The organism is Rhodanobacter ginsengisoli (genome assembly GCF_042657065.1).
Classification (GTDB): domain Bacteria; phylum Pseudomonadota; class Gammaproteobacteria; order Xanthomonadales; family Rhodanobacteraceae; genus Rhodanobacter; species Rhodanobacter ginsengisoli.
Window position 1 is genome coordinate 86,616 of sequence record NZ_JBHSNF010000002.1, and the last position, 22,889, is coordinate 109,504.

Annotated in this window: 22 protein-coding genes; 10 read left to right on the plus strand and 12 right to left on the minus strand. The window is 65.9% G+C overall.

Going from position 1 to position 22,889, the window contains the following annotated elements; genetic code table 11:
• Nucleotides 1-3 precede the first annotated feature (3 nt).
• The gene (locus ACFPPA_RS09560) at nt 4-318 is read left to right on the plus strand and encodes a hypothetical protein (protein ID WP_377319539.1); all 315 of its coding nucleotides are present in this window, start codon (nt 4-6) and stop codon (nt 316-318) included.
• Nucleotides 318-578 (plus strand): helix-turn-helix domain-containing protein, encoded by a 261-nt coding sequence (locus ACFPPA_RS09565; RefSeq protein WP_377319540.1) that lies wholly within the window; start codon nt 318-320, stop codon nt 576-578. Before ACFPPA_RS09560 ends, ACFPPA_RS09565 begins: the two co-directional genes overlap by 1 nt.
• Here ACFPPA_RS09565 and ACFPPA_RS09570 read toward each other — a convergent pair.
• From ACFPPA_RS09570 to prpB, 8 genes are all read right to left on the minus strand, one after another.
• Entirely contained in the window at nt 538-1,062 is a 525-nt protein-coding gene (locus ACFPPA_RS09570) for a potassium channel family protein (RefSeq protein ID WP_377319541.1), read from the minus strand. The two genes, ACFPPA_RS09565 and ACFPPA_RS09570, sit on opposite strands and share 41 nt — an antisense overlap.
• 244 nt (nt 1,063-1,306) lie before the next feature.
• A complete protein-coding gene (locus ACFPPA_RS09575; RefSeq protein WP_377319542.1) occupies nt 1,307-2,671 on the minus strand; it encodes an acetate kinase in 1,365 nt (454 codons plus the stop codon).
• Between the two features lie 153 nt (nt 2,672-2,824).
• Entirely contained in the window at nt 2,825-3,379 is a 555-nt protein-coding gene (locus ACFPPA_RS09580) for a hypothetical protein (protein ID WP_377319543.1), read from the minus strand.
• Nucleotides 3,380-3,390: 11 nt separating this feature from the next.
• Nucleotides 3,391-4,077, minus strand: coding sequence for a C39 family peptidase (locus tag ACFPPA_RS09585; protein ID WP_377319544.1), 687 nt, complete (start codon nt 4,075-4,077; stop codon nt 3,391-3,393).
• Nucleotides 4,074-4,466, minus strand: a complete 393-nt coding sequence (locus ACFPPA_RS09590; protein WP_377319545.1) for a hypothetical protein — start codon at nt 4,464-4,466, stop codon at nt 4,074-4,076. The genes ACFPPA_RS09585 and ACFPPA_RS09590 overlap by 4 nt, the downstream gene beginning before the upstream one ends.
• A 146-nt stretch (nt 4,467-4,612) precedes the next feature.
• Entirely contained in the window at nt 4,613-5,590 is a 978-nt protein-coding gene (locus tag ACFPPA_RS09595) for a hypothetical protein (RefSeq protein ID WP_377319546.1), read from the minus strand.
• Between the two features lie 429 nt (nt 5,591-6,019).
• On the minus strand, nt 6,020-7,171 hold the full coding sequence (gene prpC, locus ACFPPA_RS09600) for a bifunctional 2-methylcitrate synthase/citrate synthase (protein ID WP_377319547.1): 1,152 nt from the start codon (nt 7,169-7,171) through the stop codon (nt 6,020-6,022).
• A gap of 69 nt (nt 7,172-7,240) precedes the next feature.
• Nucleotides 7,241-8,131 carry a methylisocitrate lyase gene (prpB, locus tag ACFPPA_RS09605; protein ID WP_377319548.1) on the minus strand — a complete coding sequence of 297 codons (891 nt, stop codon included), beginning with the start codon at nt 8,129-8,131 and terminating at the stop codon, nt 7,241-7,243.
• Between the two features lie 111 nt (nt 8,132-8,242).
• On the opposite strand from prpB, the gene ACFPPA_RS09610 reads away from it, so the two are divergent.
• The 4 genes from ACFPPA_RS09610 (at nt 8,243) to ACFPPA_RS09625 (ending at nt 13,011) form a co-directional block, all read left to right on the plus strand.
• Nucleotides 8,243-9,562, plus strand: a complete 1,320-nt coding sequence (locus ACFPPA_RS09610; protein WP_377319549.1) for a dicarboxylate/amino acid:cation symporter — start codon at nt 8,243-8,245, stop codon at nt 9,560-9,562.
• 159 nt (nt 9,563-9,721) lie between these two features.
• Complete coding sequence (gene ahpC / locus ACFPPA_RS09615; RefSeq protein WP_377319550.1) at nt 9,722-10,285, plus strand: alkyl hydroperoxide reductase subunit C; 564 nt, start codon at nt 9,722-9,724, stop codon at nt 10,283-10,285.
• A 135-nt stretch (nt 10,286-10,420) separates the two neighbouring features.
• Nucleotides 10,421-12,019 carry an alkyl hydroperoxide reductase subunit F gene (gene ahpF, locus ACFPPA_RS09620; RefSeq protein ID WP_377319551.1) on the plus strand — a complete coding sequence of 533 codons (1,599 nt, stop codon included), beginning with the start codon at nt 10,421-10,423 and terminating at the stop codon, nt 12,017-12,019.
• 167 nt (nt 12,020-12,186) lie between these two features.
• Nucleotides 12,187-13,011 carry an NAD-dependent protein deacetylase gene (locus ACFPPA_RS09625; RefSeq protein ID WP_377319552.1) on the plus strand — a complete coding sequence of 275 codons (825 nt, stop codon included), beginning with the start codon at nt 12,187-12,189 and terminating at the stop codon, nt 13,009-13,011.
• Here ACFPPA_RS09625 and bla read toward each other — a convergent pair.
• The gene (gene bla / locus ACFPPA_RS09630; RefSeq protein WP_377319553.1) at nt 13,001-13,915 is read right to left on the minus strand and encodes a class A beta-lactamase; all 915 of its coding nucleotides are present in this window, start codon (nt 13,913-13,915) and stop codon (nt 13,001-13,003) included. The two genes, ACFPPA_RS09625 and bla, sit on opposite strands and share 11 nt — an antisense overlap.
• A gap of 380 nt (nt 13,916-14,295) precedes the next feature.
• Here bla and ACFPPA_RS09635 point away from each other — a divergent pair, with 380 nt between their 5' ends.
• The gene (locus tag ACFPPA_RS09635) at nt 14,296-14,976 is read left to right on the plus strand and encodes a c-type cytochrome (protein WP_377319554.1); all 681 of its coding nucleotides are present in this window, start codon (nt 14,296-14,298) and stop codon (nt 14,974-14,976) included.
• The gene (locus ACFPPA_RS09640; RefSeq protein ID WP_377319555.1) at nt 14,973-16,268 is read left to right on the plus strand and encodes a c-type cytochrome; all 1,296 of its coding nucleotides are present in this window, start codon (nt 14,973-14,975) and stop codon (nt 16,266-16,268) included. Before ACFPPA_RS09635 ends, ACFPPA_RS09640 begins: the two co-directional genes overlap by 4 nt.
• A 44-nt stretch (nt 16,269-16,312) precedes the next feature.
• Here ACFPPA_RS09640 and ACFPPA_RS09645 read toward each other — a convergent pair whose 3' ends face one another.
• Entirely contained in the window at nt 16,313-18,844 is a 2,532-nt protein-coding gene (locus ACFPPA_RS09645) for an excinuclease ABC subunit UvrA (protein WP_377319556.1), read from the minus strand.
• A gap of 388 nt (nt 18,845-19,232) precedes the next feature.
• Here ACFPPA_RS09645 and ACFPPA_RS09650 point away from each other — a divergent pair, with 388 nt between their 5' ends.
• On the plus strand, nt 19,233-19,799 hold the full coding sequence (locus ACFPPA_RS09650) for a hypothetical protein (protein ID WP_377319557.1): 567 nt from the start codon (nt 19,233-19,235) through the stop codon (nt 19,797-19,799).
• A gap of 197 nt (nt 19,800-19,996) precedes the next feature.
• Here ACFPPA_RS09650 and ACFPPA_RS09655 read toward each other — a convergent pair whose 3' ends face one another.
• Nucleotides 19,997-20,773 carry an SDR family oxidoreductase gene (locus ACFPPA_RS09655; RefSeq protein ID WP_377320665.1) on the minus strand — a complete coding sequence of 259 codons (777 nt, stop codon included), beginning with the start codon at nt 20,771-20,773 and terminating at the stop codon, nt 19,997-19,999.
• Between the two features lie 139 nt (nt 20,774-20,912).
• Here ACFPPA_RS09655 and ACFPPA_RS09660 point away from each other — a divergent pair, with 139 nt between their 5' ends.
• Entirely contained in the window at nt 20,913-21,824 is a 912-nt protein-coding gene (locus ACFPPA_RS09660) for a LysR family transcriptional regulator (protein WP_377319558.1), read from the plus strand.
• A gap of 57 nt (nt 21,825-21,881) precedes the next feature.
• Here ACFPPA_RS09660 and ACFPPA_RS09665 read toward each other — a convergent pair whose 3' ends face one another.
• Nucleotides 21,882-22,775 carry a LysR family transcriptional regulator gene (locus ACFPPA_RS09665; RefSeq protein ID WP_377319559.1) on the minus strand — a complete coding sequence of 298 codons (894 nt, stop codon included), beginning with the start codon at nt 22,773-22,775 and terminating at the stop codon, nt 21,882-21,884.
• Nucleotides 22,776-22,889: the final 114 nt, after the last annotated feature.

Consider the following 22,889-nt stretch of genomic DNA (forward strand, 5'->3'; position numbering starts at 1 on the left):
TTATTGTTTTACAATAATTATTCATTCCAAAACGGGTATTACTCTCATGCCAATCAAGGTCAGCTCCCGACGCATCTGGAATCGCCCCTGAGCTTCGCCGTCGCGCACCGGTTCCGCTGGCTGGCCCATGCGCTGGTCGGCAATATCATCATCAGCGGCGTTGTCTCGTGGCTGGCCAGCAGCCAGATCCCGCAATATCGGCTCACCATCGGCATCGGCTTCTGGGGCACGCTGATCGCCGCCCTGCTGGCCTACGCCGTATCGGATCTCGTCGACGAAGGAGCCCGCGCCAACCAGGAAAACCGGGAGTTCATCTGATGCCTATCGTGGTGGCACTGGATGTGATGCTGGCGCGGCGCAAGATGAAATCGAAGGATCTGGCCAGCATCATCGGCATCAGCGAAGCCAACCTGTCCCTGCTCAAACAAGGCAAGGTCAGGGGCGTGCGCTTCGCCACTCTGGAGGCGATCTGCCGGGCGCTGCAATGCCAACCCGGCGACCTGCTGGAATATGTCGTCGACGATGCGACGCCGGAAGTCAGTCACGACGCCAGAATCGGTTCATCTCGAGATAGGTGAACGACGCCGACCAGGTAATCAGGACAAAACCGGCGAGCGCCTCGGTGCCCGCGAGAAAACGTACCGGGCCGGCCGGGATCACGTCACCGAACCCCACCGTCGTGAAGGTGACGGCGGAGAAATAGACGTGGTCGACCAGCGATGCGGCCGCGATGCCCTGGATATGACCGAACGAGGGACTGCCGATCTGCAGCAGGTAGTAGGCAAGCCCGAATATCCAGATCTCGACAACGTGCACGCTGAGCACGCCGAAGATGCCATACAGCACCCGTCGGCGGCGCTGTCCCTCGACGTGATCAAGGTGTCCCAGTCGCCGCGACAACCAGGAGAGTACCTCGTAATGAATCATCACGCACACGGCAACGGCCACGACGGTGACCACGACCACAGCGAGGTTGACGCCCCAATCGCCGTAGACACCTTGTGTCCAGCGTGTCTCGGCGGTTGACGCCACCATCAGCCAGTCCAGCGCGGCTATCCGCATCGCAGCATCCCTCCCCTCGCCGCCCGCTGCAGGGCGGGCACCCGATCAGCGTCGTCGATCGGCATGCAGTGTAGATCCTTCGAACTGGCAAGGGCGATGGAACAGGGTCGAACGGCTTGCGCGTGAAGCCATCCCCGGGATCAAGGGGCAGCGACTTGCGCGGCGCGCGAGCACGCTGCGTGCCCGACAGGCTGGGCTACGTCGGGCACCGGACGATATTTTCGACCGCGGGGTCGGGCGATCATCAATACATGGTCGGCATGCGAACGGTGACGGTCGCGTCCGGGGTGTCCCTGGTCACGCCGACGCCGAGCGTGAAATTCAACGTGCGCTTGTCGCTGAGCTTGTAGGAACCGCCCAGCAGCAACGTCCCCAGCACGGCCTTGGCCGAGCCAGCCACTCTGTGGTTGTTCTGCCTGGTCGTGCCCACCCAGCTCTGGTCGTAACCGATGCTGATGGATGCCCTGTCGTTCAGGGCAAGGCCCATGCCGACACTGGCATCGACAATATCGCCAAGCTTCACGCGTCCCAGCGGCTGCTTGCCGCCGCCCAGTACCGTCAGGCTCACATTGTTGCGCGGAAAGTTGTGCAGGTAGCTAACGTTGCCGAAAAATACCACCGGATCCGATGGATACAGCCAGGTCACCCCGGGCTGCAATGAATAGAATCCGGAACCGGTGGGTTGTTGCAGCGGCAAGCCCGTACCGGTCGCGTTCTGCACACAACGCGCCACGCAGTCCGTGGTGACATCGAACAGATCCGTCCCGGTGCGCGACTTGAAGCGGAGCCAGCCCACGTAATAAGGCTTGTCGGCACCGCCATCGTTGAACTGGTAGCGGGCAGTCGCCTCGATGTCACCGAGGCCGTGACCACTGGTCGTGAACACTCTGTTCTCGGCGCTGCCAGTGAAGATTTCCCGACTGACCGTATCGGTGTGGGCATAGACGTACGGCACCCGAAGTTCGACCTCCAGCCGGTTCGTCAACCCGTAACGCATCGCCACGGCAGCCGTCTGGGTGGTGGTCTTGACCTGACGCGCATCGATCAGGCCAATCAGGATCGCCGGGATCACGGTGTAGCCGATAAGGTCCACCCGATCGACCGACGAATACCCAAACTGGTAGGAAGGCTCCACCACCAGTTTCCCCTTCGGAGTCAGCACGCCTGGCTGATCGAAGATCGGCGCAACCGCCGGTGGGCGGTCATAGCCCTCAGGAGCCCGACCTACCGGCGCGGCATCCGACTGACTGGCAACGGCGGGCATGGGTGCGGCCGAACCGCCGGCACCGGCGGCACCGACGTTGCCGCCGCGCTGTTGATCCAGTACATCCAGTCCGACCCGCCGCCGCAGAGCGCGATAGTCTGCCTCCTGCGCCGCCAGCATGCGTTTCATCACCGCAATCTGCCGATCCTGCATGGCGATTTCGCTGCGCATGGCATCCAGCCGTTCGGCCTGGACTTCCAGGCTTTTCCGGATGGCCTCCGACAACTGCCTGGATGCCAGCTCCTTCCTCGCCTTCGTCGCCGCGGTCGAGGCCCCCGTGTCGACAGTGTCCTCCGCCGGCGCGGCGGCGACGCCATGTGCCTTGGCAACGCCACCGATCAGCATGATTCCAGCGCAACCGGCGATGTATGTTCCACGCCATCTTTGGTGTCTCATCGCACTTCTCCCGAAGTCGCTCACGGGCGCTTTACCGGATGGGACGCCTGACCTTCGGTTCCGGCAAACACATGACTTTGCCGTTCAGGCGAGGCCCTCCCGCTAATGTCCCTGCGTGCCGATCGCCGCCGCCTGCAGGCTGTTCGCCAGATTGATGCTATGAAGCAGATCGACGTTATTCACAACGATGTCGAGCGTGGTCAAGCTCTGGATGTTCTGGCCGTCGAGCGTGTTCTGGATCACCGTCGCTGCAGTCGCCTGGGTGAATGCGGTCGCGTCGAATTTGTTGTCCGGACCGAGCTGGAACACGCTGGCACTGCCAGTGGCCGCCAACAATGCACCGGCCTGCTCCCGGGTCATGTTCCCAATGTCGGGAATCTGCACACCGGCACTGGAAACACGTGAGCCATTGACATAGATCTGCCGATTCAGCCCGAACGACGCCAGCAGCCCGCCACCCACGTCGAAGCCGCCGCGAATGACGTCCAGACGGCCTTCGCTCACCGGCTTCCATCTCTCGGCCGGGGCCATCGCGATCAGAGCATTGCGGGCGATCGGTACCGCCGCGACGGTGGGTCGCTGTGCCGCCGCCTGGCTGCAACACACCGCGCCAAACAGTACGCAGATCCAGTTCAGCTTGATGGCTGCCTGTCCCATGACCGACTCCTTCAGATGTCATTCGGCCCGCGCTTGGGCATCACCAGATTGCCCAGTCCGCGGCGATCGATACCCTGGCCCAGCGGGGCCAGTGGAGCGACGCGCCAGTCGTCCGGACTGTTGAAGACAGCCAGAAGCCGGCGGTTGTGGATCACGAAGACCAGACGGGTCTTCCATGCGGCTTCGAACTGGGCTCGCGGGATCGAACGCGTACCCAGCGCGGGATCGCCCACCAGCACCCGGCCGTCGCGCAACCCCTTGATCACTACAAAATGGTGGTAGCCGCGTTCGTCGATCAGCGCAATCGCCGGCAGATGCTCCTGCCGCAGCTTGTCCAGTGGCACTTCGAAGCCATCCGCGTCGAACCCGTTGGTCTGCAGGTAGCGCTTGATGTCGAGCAGCGAAAACCCCTCCTTGTTGATCTTCGCCTGGTCTCCATGGGCGTACATCTCCCTGAATACCTCCTGCTCGCTTACCGGATAGTCATACTGATAGGTAAGCAGGGTCGCGACCGCCGCCGAGCCACAGCTGAAATCGTATTTCTGGCGGATCGTGTTCCTGAAGCGCGCCTCGCGCAAACTGGTCAGGCGCAAGGTGAACGTGCCACCCGATGAGCCAGTGAGCACGACCGGCGCGCGCGCCATGGACGCCGGCGGAAGACAGGCCAGCAGCAGAACTGCGAGCCAGATCGGTTTCATGGCTGAAACTGTACGTTGAGGATGGTGGCGTTCTGGATGAGCACGCCATTGCCTGTGTTCTGGATCACCATCGGCAAACCGGAGGCGCCGTTGAACGAGCCCGCACCGATCGAATTGGATCCGGTCACCACATGGTCGCTATGAGTGTCCGTCACCGTTCCATTGAGTGTCATCTGTTGATCGACCTCACTGCCACCGCTCAAGCGAGCCAAGGTAGCGGCGTCGACGCGCCTGCCGAAACCCTCCACCTGACCCGGCGGGCGGACCAGCCCGGTATGAAGATCAACTGGCGCCGTGGCTGCTGTTGGCCCAGCGGCGATGACCTCGCAGGGCGTCAAGCCAAGCCCCAACAATGCCAGCCCACACAAAGAAGAACTGACTGATCGCATGGCGAATTCTCCCTCGGCTGATTCCTGCGTCTCCTCCGACCGAAACACAGAACCTGCGACCGCTCGCGCAAGGCAAGCGGGCCGCACCCATTTCGAAGCAGCAGGGCCAAGAGGCGCCGGGCGCCCCTTGGCCGGTTGCTACCCGTTCATGGTCCGACGTTGAGATTCGCCTGAACGTTCACGCTTTGCTGGATCAGCGATCCGACGCCACTGTTCTGCGCCATGACCGTCACTCCAGCCGCCGCCGCAGCGGCACCGTCCATGTGGTTGGACATGTCGAACGTGCCGGCATCCACCGTGTTCGACCCGCCCGCACCACCGGCTCCGCCAGCGGCTCCGTTACCGTTGCCACCCGTGCCGGATGCACCGCTGCCACCGGCTCCGCCGGCACCAGCCACGCTGTCGGCCGCACCGCTGGCGCCACCCGACGCCGTCGCGCTGCCACTGGTCGAAGTGGAGGTACCGCCCGAAGCGGCGCCACCCGTCCAGTCACCATTTCCACCCGTCGCCGTACCCGTGTTGGTACCGGCACCGCGAGCACGGGCGCGCGCATCGGCGTAATTGTCGCCGTTGCTGTCGCCACCCCAGGCATTGGCATATCCCACCGCGTCACCGCTGGAGGCGCCACTACCGCCGGCCCGACCGCTACGGGCATTGGCATTGCCGCCGTCGCCGCCGGATCCGCCACGACCGCCATGACCATCGCCACCGTAGCCGTCACCACCGGATCCGCCACGCCCACCATTGGCATTGCCCCAGTTGCTGGCGACATTGCCGATGTCGCGTGCACGGATGTCGGTCACGGTGCCATCAAGCCGGCTGATCGCAACCGCCTTGCTTGTGTTGAACGAGCTGGCTATCGATGACGACGCTGTGCCGCCATTGTTGGCTGCAGCACTACCCTGCCCATCGGCGTACGCGTCACCCGTACCACTATTCGTGTAGGTATCCGTGTAGGTGTGCGTGGAGCTGTTCGAATGTGTCGAGCTGTCACTGGTCTGTACTGCACTTGAGTGTCTCTGCGCCGAAGGTCCGGCTCCGCCAGTCTGGGTGTCATCAGCCAAGGCCGGAAGAGTAAGCCCCAATCCAAGGCATATCGCTGTCAAAAGTAGAGTCTTTCGCATGGTTGTTCTCCTGGAACGATGCGGTGACCCCCCTGTTTTTTTGCGGTGAAGCAAGTATTTAGAGCAAATTTCACGCCAGCCAGCAGAGCTTTTTCGGATTCCTGTCAATTTGCTGGAAACTCAATCCGTTGGAGACTCTACTTACTGGCGAACATGAGGCGAGTCGCATGATGAAAAACCGCGAACTGAATCAGCTCCGCAACATGGTGGCCTCGCGGCAGACTCACCAATCCGCGTGGCATCAGGGGATCCGGCACAGATACCGGCCCTGCAGCGTCCCGCTGCAACATGTAACAAAAGTGATACAGCTGGAAGGCTGCGGGAATGACTCGAATGATCCGGAACGCATTGCGCAACTGATGACATCATTTCCCGGACAATGACGAAGGGAGCCTCGCGGCTCCCTTCTTCTTGTCAATGCACGCGTGCTCAGCGCTTGTCGATCGGCACGTAGCTCTGGTCTTCCGGCCCGGTGTAGTTCGCGCTGGGACGAATGATCTTGCCGTCCTGGCGCTGCTCGATCACGTGCGCGCTCCAGCCCGAAGTGCGGGCGATCACGAACAGCGGTGTGAACATCGCGGTAGGCACGCCCATCATGTGGTACGCGCTGGCCGAGAACCAGTCGAGGTTCGGGAACATCTTCTTGACCTGGGCCATCACCTGCTCGATGCGCTCGGAGACCTCGAACAGGGTCGGGTTGCCACCGTCGGTGCACAACTTGCGCGAGATCTCCTTGATGATCTCGTTGCGCGGATCGGACACCGTGTAGACCGGATGGCCGAAGCCGATGATGATCTCCTTGCGTTCGACGCGGGCCCGGATGTCCGCCTCGGCGGCATCGGCGCTGCGATAGCGCGCGATGATCTCCATCGCCACCTCGTTCGCCCCGCCATGCTTGGGGCCGCGCAATGCACCGATCGCACCGGTGATCGCCGAATACATGTCCGAGCCGGTGCCGGCAATCACCCGGGCGGCGAAGGTCGAGGCGTTGAACTCGTGCTCGGCGTAAAGCACCAGCGACTTGTCCAGCGCCTGCGCGTGCAGGTCGCTGGGCCGGCGACCGTGCAGCAGATGCAGGAAATGCGCGGCGATCGAGTCGTCATCGGTCTGCGTCTCGATGCGCTTGCCGTTGTGGCTGAAGTGATACCAGTACAGCAGCATCGAACCGAAGCTGGCCATGAGCCGGTCCGCGATCTCGCGGGCGCCGGTGACGTTGTGGTCGTCCTTTTCCGGCAGCACCGTGCCCAGCACCGAACAGCCGGTGCGCAGCACGTCCATCGGATGGGTCGATGCCGGCAGCAATTCCAGCGCGGCCTTGACCGGCGCCGGCAAGCCACGCAGGCGCTTGAGCCTGGCGCGGTAATTGTTCAGCTCGGCCCAGGTCGGCAACACGCCATGCACCAGCAGGTGCGCGACTTCCTCGAAGCAGCCCTTGGTGGCCAGCTCGTGGATGTCGTAGCCGCGGTAATGCAGGTCGTTGCCGCTGCGGCCGACCGTGCACAGCGCGGTGTTGCCGGCGGCGACGCCGGAAAGCGCGACGGATTTCTTCGCCTTGGGCAGGGTTTGGGTGGTTTCGCTCATGGATGGAACCTCGATCGATGAAGATGTATCCGGCAGGCCCGCACGGCCCGGGGAGAAGGAACGCGTCGATCAGTCGGATTTGCCGTCGGCAAACAACTCGTCGAGCTTGCGCTCGTAGGCGTGGTAGTCGAGGTAGTCGTACAACTCCTCACGCGTCTGCATGGTCGGCACGGCGGCCTTCTGGGTGCCGTCGCGGCGCACCGTCTCGTAGAAATTCAGCGCCGCCTTGTTCATCGCCCGGTATGCGCCGCAGCAGTACAGGATGATGTCGACGTCCGCACTGGCCAGTTCCTCGCGGGTGAACAGCGGGGTCTGGCCGAATTCGGTGATGTTGGCGAGGATCGGCACCTTCACCGCGGCCCTGAACTGGCGATACTGCTCCAGCGTGTAGATCGCTTCCGGGAAGATCATGTCCGCACCGGCCTCGACGCAGGCCTGGGCCCGTTCGATCGCCGATTCCAGACCTTCCACCGCGATCGAGTCGGTACGCGCCATGATCACGAACTGCTCGTCGCTGCGCGCGTCCACCGCGGCCTTGACCCGATCGACCATTTCGTCCTTCGACACGATCGCCTTGCCCGGCCGATGCCCGCAGCGCTTGGCGGCGACCTGGTCCTCGATGTGCAGCGCGCCGGCACCGGCCTTGATCAGCGAGCGCACCGTACGCGCGATGTTGAACGCGCCACCCCAGCCGGTATCCACGTCGACCAGCAAGGGCAGCTCGCAGACATCGGTGATGCGGCGGATGTCGGTGAGCACGTCTTCCATCGAACTGATGCCCAGGTCGGGCATGCCCAGCGAATTGGCGGCCACGCCACCACCGGACAGGTAGATCGCCTTGAAGCCTGTTCGCTGCGCCATGCGCGCCGCATAGGCGGTGATCGTACCGACCACCTGCAGCGGCTGCTCCTCGACAACGGCTGCGCGGAATCGCGCGCCGGGGGATGCTGACTGTGCCATGACACCTCCGCGTAAAACCGGCATTTTAGCGCACTGCGGCCCCGGCCATGCTGTCACTGCCCATCTCGTGCCGGGGTGACGAACCGGAATGCACCACGTACATTCGGGAGCATGGGCAAAACCACGCCTCTCGCCACACGCATCCTGCGGGGCCTCGCCATCGGCGTGGTCGCGGCCGTCGTCACCCTGGGTCTCGGCCAGATCCACCCGCCGGTACTCGAGCTGATGCGCAAGGTCTCCGTCGCGGTATTCGACCCGTTCGGACAGATCTTCCTGCGCATGCTGTTCTTCGTGGTGATTCCGCTGGTGTTCGCCTCGCTGGCGTCGGGTGTGGCCCAGCTCGGCCAACTGGAAAAGCTGGGGCCGCTGGCCGGGCGCACGTTCACCCTGTTCGTGGCCAACATGCTGATCGCCGTGGCGATCGGTCTGCTGATGATGAATCTGCTGCAGCCCGGCCACCACCTGGCTGCGGGCGCGCAGGAGCTGCTGATGCAGCAGTACGGCGGCAGCGCGCTGCAGGCCGTCGAGACGGAGGCCGGCCGGCCGGGCATGAGCTTTGCCAGCGTGGTCGAGATGTTCATGCCACGCAATCTCTTCGGTGCGTTCGTCGGCAATGACCGCGGTGCGCTGGGCGACGTGCTGCCGCTGATCGTGTTCGCGATCCTGGTCGGCGCCGCCGCCACCCGCCTGCCCGAGGACAGGCGTCGCAAGGTGCAGGCTGGACTGGACATCATCAGCGAAGTCATGACCGGGATCGTGCACTTCGCCCTGCGGCTGGCGCCCTATGCCGTGCCGGCGATGATCTACAGTGTGATCGTCAAGGTCGGCCTGGACATCCTGCTGACCCTGTCGGTGTTCGTGATCGGCTGTGCTGCAGCGTTGGCCCTGCAATTGTTCGGCACGATGTCGCTGTGGCTGCGCGTTCTCGCGCGGCGCTCGCCGCTGACCTTCTTCCGCCAGGTGCGTCCGCTGCTGATCACCGCCTTCTCGACCAGCTCCAGCAGCGCCACCCTGCCCGCCGCGTTGGCCACCGCCCACGACGAACTGATGCTGTCGCCCAGCACCGCGGGCTTCGTGCTGCCGCTGGGCGCGACCATGAACATGAGCGGCACCGCGCTGTTCGAAGGCTGCGTGGTGCTGTTCGTGGCGCAGGCGTTCGGCGTGGATCTCGCGCTGGGCCAGCAAGCGGTGCTGATGCTGCTGGCCGTGCTCAGCGCCGTGGCGGTGGCCGGCATTCCCGGCGGCTCGCTGCCCCTGATCGCCGGATTGCTGGCCACATTCAACGTGCCGCCCGAGGGCATCGGCATCATCATCGGGGTGGACCGCATCCTGGACATGCTGCGCACCACGGTCAACGTGGGCAGCGACATCGTCACCGCCACCGTGGTTGACGACCGGATACGCCGCGCCAGCACCTCCGCCGCGGCGTAACCCTGTCCACCACCCGTAACGCGGCGCCACGCGGAGCACACCCCTCCGCCCAATCGATAGTCAATACCAATGGAACCGATGCCGACAATCAATTAGATTAATCGGACAGGACGCCATATCCTCACGTTTCACTTTCAACCACCCAGGAAAACATCACCGATGTCGCTGATCAACACCGAAATCAAGCCGTTCAAGGCACAGGCCCTCAAGAGCGGCCAGTTCATCGAAGTTTCCGATGCCGACCTGAAGGGCAAGTGGTCCGTCGTGTTCTTCTACCCGGCCGACTTCACCTTCGTCTGCCCGACCGAGCTGGAAGACCTGGCGGACAACTACGCGGAGTTCCAGAAGCTGGGCGTCGAGATCTACTCGGTGTCGACCGACACGCATTTCGCCCACAAGGCCTGGCACGACACCTCGGACGCGATCGGCAAGATCAACTACACCATGATCGGCGATCCGACCGGCCTGATCTCGCGCAACTTCGAGGTGATGATCGAGGAAGCAGGCCTCGCCGATCGCGGCACCTTCGTGATCGACCCGCAGGGCAAGATCCAGATCGTCGAGCTCAACGCCGGCGGTATCGGCCGTGACGCATCCGAGCTGCTGCGCAAGGTCAAGGCCGCGCAATACGTCGCCTCCCATCCGGGTGAGGTCTGCCCGGCCAAGTGGAAGGAAGGCGAGAAGACCCTGGCGCCGTCGCTGGACCTGGTCGGCAAGATCTGAGTCACACCGCGCCATGCGCCGCGGGCCCGGGATTCTCCCGGGCCCGCACCCTCCCAAAGACTGTGCCAGACGACGCCCGGGTTTCCCGGGTGCTGGCCGAACTCACCCTGAAGAAACCCGTCGACGGAGTCCGCCATGTTGGATGCCAACCTCACCGCCCAGTTGAAGGCCTATCTCGAAAAGGTTACCCAGCCGATCGAGATCGTTGCGTCCCTCGATGACAGCGCAAAGTCGATCGAGCTCAACGAGCTGCTCGGGGAAATCACTGCGCTGTCCGAACGGATCAGCCTGGTCCGCCGCGATGACAACGAGCGCAAGCCCTCGTTTGCGATCAACCGCGTCGGCAGCGACATCGGCGTGCGCTTCGCCGGTATCCCGATGGGCCACGAATTCACCTCGCTCGTACTCGCCCTGCTGCAAGTCGGCGGACATCCGTCCAAAGCCGCGGCGGACGTGATCGAGCAGGTCAGGAATCTCGACGGCGACTACCGCTTCGAGACCTATTTCTCGCTGTCCTGCCAGAACTGCCCCGACGTGGTGCAGGCGCTGAACCTGATGAGCGTGCTGAACCCGAGGATCCAGCATGTCGCCATCGACGGTGCGCTGTATCAGGACGAGGTCGACGCGCGCCAGGTGATGTCGGTGCCGACCGTCTACCTCAACGGCGAAGTGTTCGACCAGGGCCGCATGAGCCTGGAGCAGATCCTGGCGAAGATCGACAACGGCAGCGCCGAGCGTGAAGCCGGCAGGATGCGCAACAAGGAAGCATTCGACGTACTCGTCGTCGGCGGCGGCCCGGCCGGCGCGGCGGCGGCGATCTATGCCGCGCGCAAGGGTATCCGCACCGGCGTGGCCGCCGAGCGTTTCGGTGGCCAGGTGCTGGACACCATGGGCATCGAGAACTTCATTTCGGTGCAGCACACCGAGGGGCCGAAGCTGGCCGCGGCACTGGAGCAGCATGTCAGGGACTACGACGTCGACATCATGAACCTGCAGCGCGCCGACCGGCTGCTGCCGGCGAAAGGTCCCGGCGAGCTGATCGAGATCCAGCTCGCCAATGGCGCCTCGCTGAAATCGAAGAGCGTGATCCTCTCCACCGGCGCGCGCTGGCGCCAGATGAACGTGCCCGGCGAAGAGCAATACCGCAACAAGGGTGTGGCCTATTGCCCGCATTGCGATGGCCCGCTGTTCAAGGGCAAGCGCGTGGCGGTGATCGGCGGCGGCAACTCCGGCGTGGAAGCGGCGATCGACCTGGCCGGCATCGTCAGCCACGTCACCCTGATCGAGTTCGACAGCAAGCTGCGTGCGGACGAAGTCCTGCAGCGCAAGCTGCGCAGCCTGCACAACGTCAGCATCATCCTCAGTGCGCAGACCAGCGAGGTGCTTGGTGACGGCCAGAAGGTCAACGGCCTGCTCTACACCGATCGCGTCGGCGGCGGCACCGGGCACGTCGAACTCGAAGGCATCTTCGTGCAGATCGGCCTGCTGCCCAACACCGAGTGGCTGAAGGGCACGCTGGAGCTGTCCGCACGCGGCGAGATCATCATCGACGATCGCGGACAGACCTCGCTGCCCGGCGTGTTCGCCGCCGGCGATGCCACCACCGTGCCGTACAAGCAGATCGTGATCGCGATGGGCGCCGGCTCCACCGCCGCGCTGAGCGCATTCGACCACCTGATCCGCAGTCCGCTACCGCTGGCCGAAACCGCGGAGGCGGAAGCCGAAGCCGCCTGAGCGACTGCGCAGCCCGCTGCCCCGTACCCGGATCCCGGCGCGCCGGGCACGGGCGCGGGTGCGTGACACGGCGCAGCGACCAGGACGGGATCTCGCGATGATCGCGATAGCCGTTCCGCGCATGCGGCTCTTGGGTTTCGTCGCCATCGCCGGCATATCCGTCTCCCATGAGCCCACTGCAGCAATTCATCCAGGCCCACCCGCGCCTGTTCGTGTTGACCGGCGCCGGTTGCAGCACCGACTCCGGCATCCCGGACTATCGCGATCGGGACGGTGAGTGGAAACGCGCGCCGCCGGTGAACTACCTCGCCTTCATGCACGAGCCGGCCACCCGCCGACGTTACTGGGCGCGCAGCATGATCGGCTGGCGACGCATCGGCGGCGCCCGGCCCAACGCGACGCATCGCGCGCTGGTCCGGCTGGAGCAGCGTGGCCAGGTCGAACTGCTGGTCACCCAGAATGTGGACCGCCTGCACCAGCGTGCCGGCAGCGAACGGGTGATCGACCTGCACGGGCGCCTCGACGAGGTGCGCTGCATGAACTGCGTCTGGCGGCTCGGCCGCCACGATTTCCAGCACCTGCTGATCGAACGCAACCCGGCCTGGTTGCACCTGGACGCGGCCGCCGCACCCGACGGCGACGCGGATCTGGAGCACGCGGACTTTGCGGATTTCGATGTGCCGCCCTGCCCGTTCTGCGGCGGCATCGTGAAGCCGGACGTGGTGTTCTTCGGCGAGAACGTGCCGCGCGAGCGAGTGGATGCAGCGACACGCGCGTGGCAGGCGGCCGACGCGGTGCTGGTGCTGGGTTCCTCGCTGATGGTCTATTCCGGCTACCGCTTCGTGAACGCCGCGGCGCGCGCGGGCAAGCCGGTGGCGGCGGTGACCCTCGGGCGCACCCGCGCCGATCCACTGCTCACCCTGAAGATCGACGCGCCCTGCGACCAGACGCTGGCGTTTCTCCATCCGGCGGATCCGCCGGTCACGAGCTGATGGCACCGACGCGGGCACCACCCGGCCCGGCCTGGATCGACGCGGCGATGCGCCCGACCTCGGCCAGCACGGCATGGCGTCCGTCGGCATCGGCCGGCGATTCCGCGTAGTACGCCGTCACCAGCAACGGCTTGCGCTGCGGCGGCCACAGGATCGCGACGTCGTTGGTCTCGCCGTGGGCGCCACTGCCGGTCTTGTCGCCCCCCGTCCAGCCGGCCGGCACCCCGGCGCGCAGCTGGGTGCTGCCGGTGCTGCAGCCACGCAGCCATGCGAGCAGCTGCGCGCGCGAGGCCGGAGACAGCACACCGTCCAGCAGCAGCCGTTGCATGGTGTCGAGCATGGCGTTCGGCGTGGTGGTGTCGCGGAGGTCTCCGGGGCTGCCCATGTTGAGATCGGGCTCGATGCGATCGAGCCGGGTCACCGGATCGCCCAGGCTACGCACGAATGCCGTCAACGCGGCCGGGCCACCCAGACTGGCCAGCAGCAGGTTGGCGGCGGTGTTGTCGCTCAGCGTGATCGCCGCCTGGCACAGCTCGTCCACGCGCATGCCGGGCGCACCGACGCGGCGACGGGTCACCGGCGCATAGGCCAGCAGCGCGTCCGGTCCGAACACGATGTGCCGATCCGGATGCTCTGCCCCACGATCGACGCGCGCCAGCACCGCGGCCACCGCCAGCAGCTTGAACGTGCTGCACATCAGGAAACGCTGATCGCCACGATGCGCGATGCGACGCCCGCTGCCACTATCGAGTATCGCCACGCCAAGCCGCCCACCGTGGCGGCGCTCCAGCGCGGTCAGCCGCGTGACCGCGTCGTCGGCCTCGACCGTCATTGCAAACACGGGGCCGAGGGCCAGCATCGAGGCACCCGTCAAGGCGGTTTTCAGCAGGTCGCGGCGATTCATCGGGTCACCTTTTCAGCAGCGGGGAATGACGGCGCACGGCGTGCGCCAACCACCGTATCCTGGCGACTGCCGCGGACCTTTCGACGCCGAAGATGTGGCAAAGATCGGGCAGCGTCACCGTCGGTGCAACCCCGCGCACTCATCCTCCCCCGTGCGCTAACTTGCCGCGCTGCTGCCGTCCAGTACCTGCGCTTCCATGCCGCAGTTGCTGATGCGGCAGGTTGTCGCGACAGCCTCTTTGAAGCCGGTTCGCCGCAGAGCCGCCTGTCTGGCGGGCATACAATGCAATGATGACCACGTCATCCCCATTGCGCCGGCTTGCATCACCGGCGGCTGCCCTCCTGCTGGCGTGCGGCCTGGGCGGCCCGACGGCATCGGCGATGGAAGCCCAGGCCGCCGTCGCCACCCATCCACCGGTTCCCGACACGATCCAGCAACGCGCCATGGCCTGTACCAGCTGCCATGGCGTGCATGGCGAGGGTTCCGCCGGCAGCGAGGGTGCGCCGCGCCTGGCCGGCAAACCGGCCGGCTACCTGCTCGAGCAATTGCGCTACTTCCAGAAAGGCCAGCGCAAGCATGCGGCGATGGAATACGTGGTGCGCCAGCTCGACCTGGCCTACTTGCGCGAGCTCGCCGAGTACTTTTCCAGCCAGCAGGTGCCTTACCGCCCGCAGCCGGTCCCGGCGGTCTCCGCACAGACGCTGCAACGGGGACAGCGACTGGTCGAACATGGCGATCCGGGCATCGGGGTGCCGGCGTGCACCAGCTGTCACGGCAGCCGGCTCACTGGCGTGCAGCCGATGATGCCGGGCCTGATGGGCCTGTCCTACGACTACATCGCCACCGAACTGACGTCGTGGCGCACGAATACCCGCGCCGCCAAGGAGCCCTATTGCATGGGCATCGTCGCCAATCGCATGCGCGAGACGGACGTCGCCGCGGTGGCCGCGTGGCTGGCCAGCCGCGAGCCGCCCGCCGACATGCACCCGATCCCGGCCAGCGCACAGACCGAACCGCTGCCGGGATGGTGCGTGATGGGCGAGAGTGGAGTGGACCCATGAAGATGCTGCGTCGAGCCGTCCTGCTGCTGGTGCTGCTTGCCCTGGCGCTGCTGCTGTGGCGTCACTACGCTGGCGGCGCCAGGCCGCAGCAACCGTCGCCGGCGCTACGCCAGGCCGAGACCGCCACGTTGCACGATCCCGAACGCATCGCCCGCGGCGCATACCTGGCCACGGTCGGCGATTGTGCCGCCTGTCACACGATGCAGGGCGGCCCGCGCTACGCCGGTGGGCGTGCCTTGACCACGCCGTTCGGCGACGTGCCGGCACCGAACATCACACCGGACCCGGACACCGGGCTCGGCAAGTGGAGCTTCGAGGATTTCTGGCAGGCCCTGCACGAAGGCAGGGGTCGCCATGGCGAACTGCTGTATCCGGTGTTTTCGTACACCTCGTTCACCCGCGTCACCCGCGACGATGCGCTGGCGATCTTTGCCTATCTGCAGTCGTTGCCCGCGACGCCACAGCCAGCCACGCCGCTGGGCCTGGAGTTTCCCTACAACGTGCGCAGCAGCCTAATCGCATGGCGCGCGCTGTACTTCAAGCCGGGCGTGTTTCGGCCCGATCCGGCCAGGTCGGCCACGTGGAATCGGGGCGCCTACCTGGTCGAGGGCCTGGGCCACTGCAACGAATGCCACGCCGCACGCAATGCGCTCGGCGGCATCGAAAACGATGGACAGCTGAGCGGCGGCCGTATCCCGCAGCAGGGCTGGTACGCGCCGGACCTCAGCACCCGCAAGGGCGGTGGCCTGGAAGGCTGGAGCGAACAGGATATCGTCGACCTGCTCAAGCGCGGCCAGTCGGCCAGGGGAGCGGCGTTCGGGCCGATGGCCAACGTGGTGAGCCAGAGCACCCAGCACCTGACCGACGCGGACCTGCACGCGATGGCGATCTACCTGCAATCGCTGCCGCCACCGGCCCCGGCCGCAGCCGCCCCGGTCACGCCCTTGTCCGCGACGAGTGCCCGCAACGGCCAGAGAATCTACGCGCGGCATTGTGCGGACTGCCATGGCACGGATGGCAACGGCGTGGCCGGCATCTATCCGCCGCTCAACGGCAACACCTCGGTGAACGAGCCGACCGGCATCAACGCGATCCGCACCGTGCTGCTCGGCGGCTTCCCGCCCGTCACCGCAGGCAATCGACGGCCCTATTCGATGCCGCCCTACGCCGGGCCGCTGAGCGATCAGGACGTCGCCGACGTCGTCAGCTACATCCGCCAATCCTGGTCGAACAAGGCACCGGCGGTCACCCCGGCCGACGTCAGCACGCTGCGGCACACGCCGAACGACTGATGCGGCGCGACGGCGCCGGAGCCTGAAGGCATGCGCCTGTCACCTCAGGAGGCCTGCGACAGATAGCCCGAGGTCACCCCCAGCCCCGAGGCCGCCACCTGCGCGGGGGTGCCCTGCACCACCAGTCGACCGCCTTCGTCGCCGGCGCCCGGGCCCATGTCGATGACCCAGTCGCCGGCGCCGATCACGCGCAGGTCGTGCTCGACCAGGATCACCGTGTGGCCGGCGTCGACCAGGCCATGGAGCTGCGTCATCAGCCGATCGACATCGGCCGGATGCAGGCCGTTGGTCGGTTCGTCCAGCACATACAGGGTGTGGCCACGCTGCTGACGCTGCAGCTCGGTGGCCAGCTTGATCCGCTGCGCCTCGCCACCGGACAACTCGGTGGCAGGCTGGCCCAGTCGCAGGTAGCCCAGCCCCACCTGGCGCAGCGTCGACAGCGCGCGCGCCAACGCCGGCACCTCGTCGCCGAAGAAGTCGGCCGCGGCATCCACGGTCAGGGCCAGCACCTGGGCAATATTCTTTTCGCGCCAACGGATCGCCAGCGTGTCGTCGTTGTAGCGCGCGCCGTGGCAAGTCGGGCACGGCGCATACACCGACGGCAGGAACAGCAGGCCGACCGACACGAAGCCCTCGCCCTCGCAGGTGGCGCAGCGGCCCTTGGCCACGTTGAATGAAAACCGGCCGATGTCGTACTTGCGCCGGCGCGCCTCGATCGTGGCCGCGAACAGCTTGCGCACCTGGTCGAACAGACCGGTATAGGTGGCCAGGTTGGACCGCGGCGTTCGGCCGATCGGCTTCTGGTCCACCTGCACCAGCCGCGTGACGATCTCCATCCCCGCCACGATGCGGCCGCCGGCCGGTGCCGGCGCCTCCCCGCCGGGCAGCTCATCGCCCTCGTCGTCCGCGACGTGGCGCATGCCCAGGTGGGCGCTGACCAGCTCCACCAGGGCCTGGCTGACCAGGCTGGACTTGCCCGCACCGGAAACACCGCTGACCGTGGTCATCGCGCCCAGCGGAAAGGCCGTGTCCAGACCCTGCACGTTGTTGCGCTCGATGCCTTCCAGCCGCAGCCAGCCGAGCGGCTCGCGCGGCGTGCGCGGCGACGGCCCCATCGCCTCGAACAGGTAGCGACGGGTATGCGAAGCGGCACAATTCTGCAGGCCCGCGAGCGGACCGCTGTAGAGCACCCGCCCGCCCTGCTCGCCCGCCTCGGGGCCGATGTCGACGATCCACTCGGCGGCGCGGATCACGTCCAGCGCGTGCTCGACCACGAACACCGAATTGCCGCCCGCCTTGAGTCGTGCCAGTGCGCGCAGCAGCGCCTCAGTATCCGCCGGATGCAGGCCGGCCGAGGGTTCGTCCAGCACATAGACCACACCGAACAGCTGCGCCCGCAACTGCGTCGCCAGGCGCAACCGCTGCAGCTCGCCGGGCGACAACGTGGGCGTGCTGCGATCCAGCGACAGGTAACCCAGCCCCAGGTCCGCCAGCGTATCGATCCGCGCGCACACGTCCGCCGCGACGCGACGCGCCACCAGCGCCTTCTCCGGATGCGCCGCATCGTCCACGCCCGCGCCTTCGGCTGCCGCACGCAACCGCGCGGCGAGCTGGCGCAGCGGCAACCGCGAGGCGGAGGCGATGTCGATCCCGCCGAAGGTCACCGCCAGCGCCTCGCGTCGCAACCGCTTGCCAGCGCAGGTGGGGCACGCGCTGGCCACCATGTAGCGCGCCACGCGCTGCTTGATGGCGGCGCTCTCGCTGTGCGCAAAGGTGTGCATCACGTATTCGCGGGCGCCGACATAGGTACCCTTGTAGTTGCCGGGCTCGCCGTGCGCATATGCAGCCCGCGCTACCTCGGGGGCCACGTCGCGGTACACCGGCACCACGGGCTGCTCGGTGGTGAACAGGATCCAGTCGCGCTCCGCCTGCGGCAGTTCGCGCCACGGGCAGTCCACGTCGTAGCCCAGGGTCACCAGGATGTCGCGGTAGTTCTTGCCCTGCCAGCCTTGCGGCCAGGCGGCGATGGCGCGCTCGCGGATGCTCAGCGCGGGATCGGGCACCAGCGAGGCCTCGGTTGCATCGAACACCTTGCCCAGCCCGTGACAGTCCGGGCAGGCACCCGCCGGGGTATTCGGCGAGAACGCGTCGGACTCCAGCAACGCCCGCCCCGCCGGGTAATCGCCGGCACGCGAATACAGCATGCGCAAGGCATTGGAGATGGTGCTGAGGCTGCCCACGCTGGAGCGCGCGCTGCCCCCGCCACGACTCTGCTGCAGGGCCACCGCTGGCGGCAGGCCGTCGATCGCATCGACATCGGGGACACCGGCCTGCTCGATCAGCCGCCGCGCATACGGTGCCACCGACTCGAAGTAGCGCCGCTGCGCCTCGGCATACACCGTGCCGAACGCCAGCGACGACTTGCCCGAACCGGACACCCCGGTGAACACCACCAGCGCATCGCGCGGGATATCCAGATCGATATTCGCCAGGTTGTGCTCGCGCGCCCCGCGCACGCTTACGCAGCCATTGTCGCCCGGCGTGTCGGCGGGTGAAGGCGGGGCTTGGATGGACATCGGCGGACTCCCGGCAGCGGATCGTGGCCGCCACGACAATGCGACCAAAGCCGTTGATTGTAGTGGGCTGGCCAGACCCGCTGCGGCAGCGGCTTCTGCCGCTGGGAATCTGCCGCTCGGATGCTGGCGCCTGCGACGATCGTCCAGCCGTCGGGAACGTGCCGAGCGAGGGTTGTCGTTCGCTCACGCCTTCTTGAACCGCACGAACAACAAGCCGCCGATGAGCAGGCCGATCGGCAGCGTGATCAACGGGATTCGACACGGGATGTCGACCCTGCTCTCCCCCGATCGACGCTCGTGAGCCGGTCGATTGACCGCACCCGGACAGAGGCGGAAACTGCCACACGGGAGCCCGGGAGCCGTCTTGCATCAACGCGGGGAGGCTGTCATGCAAACAAGAGATCTGATCATCCGATTCACCGTCGCCACCACCATGCTGGTCGCTGCCGGTGGCCTTCAGGCCGCCGGCAAGAAGGCGCCGACGGACGCACAAATGATCGCAAGTGCGATGCACGCCGCACCCGCACACGTGGCCAGGAACGCGACGATCGTGGCAATAGGTGCGGACGGCAAGATGCGCACGCTGCGCAAGGGCAGCAACGGTTTCACCTGCATGCCGGACAGCCCGGCCACGCCGGGCCCCGACCCCATGTGCATGGACGCCAACGCCATGGCATGGGCGAATGCGTGGATAGCGCACCAGCCTCCGCCGGCCGGCAAGCTCGGCGTGATGTACATGCTTCAAGGCGGCACGGATGCAAGCAATACCGATCCGTACGCGACGAAACCGGAAGCGGGCAACCACTGGATCAAGACCGGACCACATTTCATGATCGTGGGCGCGGACCAGAGTTTCTATGACATGTACCCGAAGAGCGCCGAGCCGGATACCTCCGCTCCGTACGTGATGTGGGCGGACACGCCGTACCAGCACCTGATGGCACCGATCAAGTGAGGCAGTTGCGTTGATCGCTGTCGACCGGCCTGCGCAGCACGCAGGTCGGTCGCAACGGTTGTGCACCGGCGATGCCGGCCTCCCCACCGATCGCGGGAAGCCGGCTTTCGTCGCCACCGGCACGGCAACCGCGAAGCCCGATTCTTCCGGCACCAGGGACGATCACTCGCCCTCCGGTTCGAGCGCGTATTTCCAACTCAGATCTGTGCTTGCCCGCCATCCACGAACAGCTCGATGCCGGTGATGAAGCTGGCGTCGTCCGAGGCAAGGAAGGACACCGCGCCGGCGATCTCGTCGGGCGTACCGGTGCGACCCAGTGGCGTGATGGCGGCAGCCTGCGCGCTGAACTGTTCGATCTGCTCGTCGCTCAGGCCCAGTTCGCTCTTGTAGGCCGGCGTCACCACCGTGCCGGGTGAGACGACGTTGACGCGAATCCCGGTGCCCTTCAGGTCCGACGCCCAGGTGCGCGCGAACGAGCGCAGCGCCGCCTTGGTCGCCGCGTACACGCCGAATGCAGGTGCGCCCTTGATCGACACGATCGAACCGGTGATCACGATGGCGGACCCGGCCTTCATCAGCGGCAGGGCCTTCTGCACGGTGAACAGGGTGCCCTTGACGTTGATGTTGAAGTACTTGTCGAACTGCGCTTCGGTGATCGCACCCAGCGGCGCGAACTCGCCGCCGCCCGCATTGGCGAACAGGATGTCGAGCCGTCCATGACGCTCGCGGATGACGGTAAAGATGCGATCGAGATCGTCCGCCACGGAGATGTCGCTGCGAATCGCAATCGCACCGGGGCCGATCTGGGTGGCCGCGGCGTCCAGCTCCACCTGTCGCCGGCCGGTGATATAGACGGTGGCACCTTCGCGCACCAGGCGCTCCGCAGTGGCCAGGCCCAGGCCCGAGCTGCCGCCGGTGACCAGGGCGATCTTGCCGGCGTGTCTGGTGCTGTGAATGTTGGTGGGCGTATCCATTGGATGTCTCCAGGGCGCGATCGAATATCGCGGATTGAAGCAAAGTCTATTTGCCGACATATTCATGATAAATACGGCTTTTGTGGTTTCTTTATCTCCACAGGGAGATAATCTGGCGAACCCCAAAAGTGCGGCGACCATGGATCATCTGCAGGCCATCCGGGCCTTTGTACGGGTCGTGGAAGCGGGCAGCTTCATCCGCGCGTCGGAATCGCTGCAGATACCCTATGCCACGCTCAGCAAGTCGATCCAGGCGCTGGAGAAACGGCTGCGCGTAAAACTGCTCGAACGCACCACCCGCCGGGTCAGCGTCACCGAGGATGGTGCCGCCTACTATCAGCGCATGCGCCAGTTGCTCGACGAACTGGACGACGTCGAGGCCACGCTGGGCCGCGCCCACGCCAGTCCCCGCGGCCGGCTGCGGGTGGATACCGGTGGCTCGGTCGCCAGTGGCATCCTGATTCCGTCGCTGCAGACATTCTGCACGCGCTATCCGGACATCGACATCCAGCTGGGCGTCACCGACCGCACGCTGGATCTGATCGGCGAAAACATCGACTGCGCGATCCGCAGCAGTGCGAATGATCCCGCCATGGTGGCGCACCGGATCGGCGCGCTGGAGTGGACCACCTGCGCCAGTCCCGACTACCTGGCCCGACACGGCTCACCTTCCCATCCGCGACAGATCGCCAGCGACGATCACACCGTGGTCGGCTATTTCCTGGCGCGCACCGGCCGTACCCAGGCGCTGCATTTCCTCGACGCGGGCAAGCCGTTCGAGGTCGAGGCGCACAACCGCGTCAGCGTCAACGAGAGCAACGCCCACGTCGCTACCGCGCTAGCCGGACTCGGCCTGGTGCATACGCTCGACTTCATGGTGCGGGCGCATATCGAACGCGGCGAACTGGTCGCCGTCCTCAAGGAATGGCGACCCGCCGCGCAGGACGTCTACATCGTCTATCCGCCCAACCGGCAGCTGAGCACCAAGGTACGCGTGTTCATCGACTGGGCCACCGCGCTTTTTGCCGAACGGCAGTACCCGGTCGAGTGAGACGCAGCCGTCTAGTCGGATCAACCTTGCCGAAGCCCCCGCGACGGATTCGGTCTTTCAGCCCTCGTCGTGCCACGCCGCCGCGAAGCTGCGCTGCAGAAATTCCACGAACACGTGGATGAGCATCGACGACTGGCGATGCTGCGGGTAGACCGCGTGCACCGTCCCCGGAGGGGGCCGGAAGGCGTCGAGCACGGTCACCAGTTCGCCGCTGGCCAGCGCGGGCGCGACGATGAACGTGGGCGACTGGGTGATGCCCAGTCCCTGGATCGCCGCGTCGCGCAGCAACTCGCCATTGTTGGCGCGGTAGCGACCGGTGACCACCTTGCTCCTCTCCTCGCCGCCGAAGGCCCATTCCACGTGGGGCCCGTGCCCATACAGCAGGCAGTCGTGCCCGGCCAGCTCGGCGAGCGTGCGTGGCGGTTCGCGGCCTTTCAGATAGTCGGGGCTGCAACACAGCACCAGTTGCACCGGCGCAATCCGGCGCGCCACCAGCGAGGAGTCCGCCAGCTCGCCGATGCGCACGGCCAGATCGTATCCCTCGCCCAGCAGATCGACCATGCGGTCGCTGAGTTCCAGTTCGACCGACACCTGCGGAAATTCGGCCAGGAATTTCGGCAGCAGCGGACTGAGGTGCATCGTGCCGAACGACATCGGGGCGGTGATGCGCAGTCGCCCGCGCGGCGAGCGGTTGGCGCCGGTCATCGCCTGCTCCAGTTCGTCGACCTGCTGCAGGATGGTGCGCGCCTGCTCGTAGTACGCGCGCCCCAGGTCGGTCGCCCGCAGATGGCGGGTGGTCCGCACCAGCAGGCGCACGCCCAGCTGGGCCTCCAGCGCGATCAGCCGTTTGCTGATGAACTGCTTGGACAATCCCAGCCGCTCCGCCGCCGCCGTGAAGCTGCCGGTGTCGAGCGTGGCCACGAAAAGGCGCATATCTTCGAGCTGGCTCATTGTCAATCAAATGGCGACGATGTTACGCATCGTAGGCTGTTTATCGGCTTCTGAGTAGACATTAAAGTGCGCGCCACGGTCAGCCATGGTGCCGACCGATCACTTTCCTGGAGG